This window comes from Saccharothrix hoggarensis (assembly GCF_042678885.1).
GTDB lineage: Bacteria > Actinomycetota > Actinomycetes > Mycobacteriales > Pseudonocardiaceae > Actinosynnema > Actinosynnema hoggarensis.
Genome location: NZ_JBHTLK010000424.1, coordinates 1 through 2,589 on the forward strand (window position 1 = coordinate 1; position 2,589 = coordinate 2,589).

Sequence of the window (2,589 nt, forward strand, 5' to 3'; positions counted from 1 at the left end):
AGGTCCGCGGGCCGCGGCCCGGCGCCGCCCAGCGCCAGCTCGCGGCGCAGGCCGTTCACCGCGCCGTCCAGCGTGTCCACGAGCAGCGCCAACCGCACCTCGTCGGCCTGGCGGGCCTCCTTCGCCGACTGGCGCGCCACCTCGGCGTCCGCCACGGCCCGCTGCGCCTTCGCCCGCTCGTGCTCCGCCCGTTCCCGTTCCCGGTCCCGTTCGGCGGTCAACCGGCGCAGGTCGGCGATCACCTCCGCACGCACCCGCTCCACCTCGGCCGCCGCCGACTCGGCCCGGTCCTTGGCCTCGCGCAGCCGCACGCCCTGCTCGCGCAGCGGCTTCCGCAGCCGCTCCAGCTCGACCTCGGCCTCCTCGCGGATCTTGTCGGCCGCGCCGCCCGCCTCGGCCCGCTCCGCCCGCAGCAGCTCCAGCTCCGCGTCCATCCGCTCGGCCCGCTGCACCGCCAAGTCCCGTTCGGACCGCAGCGCCGCGTCCGCCGCCCGCCGGCCGACCAGCTCGATGAAGTGGCCCGCCACCTCGTCGCCCTGCAGCACCGCCGCGGCGCCCGCCGCCACCGGGTCGGGAGAGGTCACCTCCAACGCCGCCGGCCGGTTGCGCCGCAGCCACTCCACCACCGCGGCGCGGAAGTTCGCCGACACCTTCAGCGCGCCGATCAACGCGGGGCCGCCCAACCGCGCCCGCTTCGTGGGCGCGAACCGCGCCACCGCGCGCAACGACTGCGGCACGTCGACCTTCGCCAAGTCCCCCAACGCGTCCGCGCACAACTCGGCGAGCCGCAGGCGCAGCGGCTCGGGCAGGGCAGACCAGTCCACAGTGGACTCGACGACCGGGTCCGGCTCCTCGCCGCCCAGGTCGCCGCCAGGATCCGCCGGCTCAATCGGGTCTTGCACCCGTACAGGCTAGCCGTGTCCACCAGCACCGACCCGCCCGCGAGGTCGCGTCGGTCGTTCGCGCCGGTTTTCGTGGCGATCACGCTTTTCGATCGCCACGAAAACCGGCGCGAACGACCGACCTCATAGCGACCGAGCCGCCGCCTGCGGAGCAGCGGCCGCAGACACAGTCGCGAACGACCGACTTCGAAGCGACCGAGCCGCCGCCTGCGGAGCAGCGGCCACCCAACACTGTCGGACCCCGCCGCTACGGTGCCCCGCGATGACTACTCAGCTCACGTTCGACGAACTGGGCACCCCGCTGCGCGAGACCACGTTCGTCGTGTTCGACCTGGAGACGACGGGTGGCCGGGCGGACGGCGACTCGATCACCGAGATCGGGGCGGTGAAGGTGCGCGGCGGGCGGGTCATCGGCGAGTTCGCGACGCTCGTCGACCCCGAGCGCGGCATCCCGCCGCAGGTCGTGGCGCTCACGGGGATCACCCAGCTGATGGTGACCGGCGCGCCTCGGCTGGGCACGGTGCTGCCCGCGTTCCTGGAGTTCGCCGCCGGCGCGGTGCTGGTGGCGCACAACTCGGGCTTCGACGTGGGCTTCATCAAGGCGGCGTGCGCCCGGTACGGGTACGCGTGGCCGAAGCCGACGGTGGTGTGCACGGTCCGGCTGGCGCGCCGCGTGCTCAGCCGGGACGAGGCGCCGAGCTGCCGGCTGTCGGCGCTGGCGCAGCTGTTCGGCGTGTCCGTCCAGCCGAACCACCGCGCCCTGATCGACGCCCGGGCGACCGTCGAGGTGCTGCACCACCTGCTGGAGCGGGTCGGGTCGGTCGGCGTGCACTCGCTGGAGGAGCTGGTCGCCTACCTGCCGGAGGTGACGCCGGCGCAGCGGCGCAAGCGGACGCTCGCGGCCGACCTGCCGTCCACGCCCGGCGTCTACCTGTTCCGCGGGCCGTCCGAAGAGGTCCTGTACGTCGGCACGGCGTCGAACCTGCGGCGGCGGGTGCGGCAGTACTTCACCGCGAGCGAGGGGCGGAAGCGGCTGCGCGAGATGGTCGCGCTGGCCGTCCGGGTGGACGCGGTCGAGTGCGCGCACTCGCTGGAGGCGGAGGTGCGGGAGCTGCGGCTGCTGACCGCGCACAAGCCCGCCTACAACCGGCGGTCGAAGAACCAGGCGCAGGCGTGGTGGCTCGTGCTGACGGACGAGGCGTTTCCGCGCCTCTCGGTGGTCCGCACGGCCCGTGACGGCGCGTTCGGCCCGTTCCGGTCCCGGCGGCTGGCCGAGGCGGCCCTGGAGGCCCTGCTGGAGACCGTGCCGTTGCGGGCGTGCTCGATCCGGATACCGGCGCGCAACGCGTCCGCCACGCCGTGCGCCCTGTTCGAGCTGGGACGGTGCAAGGCGCCGTGCGCGGGACGGCAGTCGGCGGACGACTACTCCCCCGCCGTCGACGCCTTCCGCGGGCTGGTCGCCGGGACGGACGTCGCGCCGCTGCACGGCCTCACCGCGCAGATCGACGCGCTGGCCGAGGCGCACCGGTTCGAGGACGCGGCGACCCGCCGTGACCGCATGTCGTCGTTGCTGCGGTCGCTGGACCGGGCACAGCGCCTGGCCGGCCTGGCGGCGCTGCCCGAAGTGGTGGCGGCGCGCCCCGACGGCGCGGGCGGGTGGGAGTTCGCCGTGGTGCGGCACGGCCGG

Annotated in this window: 1 protein-coding gene and 1 pseudogene; one reads left to right on the plus strand and one right to left on the minus strand. The window is 75.0% G+C overall.

Annotated features, from left to right (window positions below):
- Window positions 1–902 (minus strand): annotated as a pseudogene (locus ACFQ3T_RS35850) (NYN domain-containing protein); the annotation flags it as partial.
- Between the two features lie 262 nt (window positions 903–1,164).
- Here ACFQ3T_RS35850 and ACFQ3T_RS35855 point away from each other — a divergent pair.
- Window positions 1,165–2,589 (plus strand): DEDD exonuclease domain-containing protein (locus ACFQ3T_RS35855; RefSeq protein WP_380730476.1); only part of this gene is annotated, 1,425 nt, incomplete at its 3' end.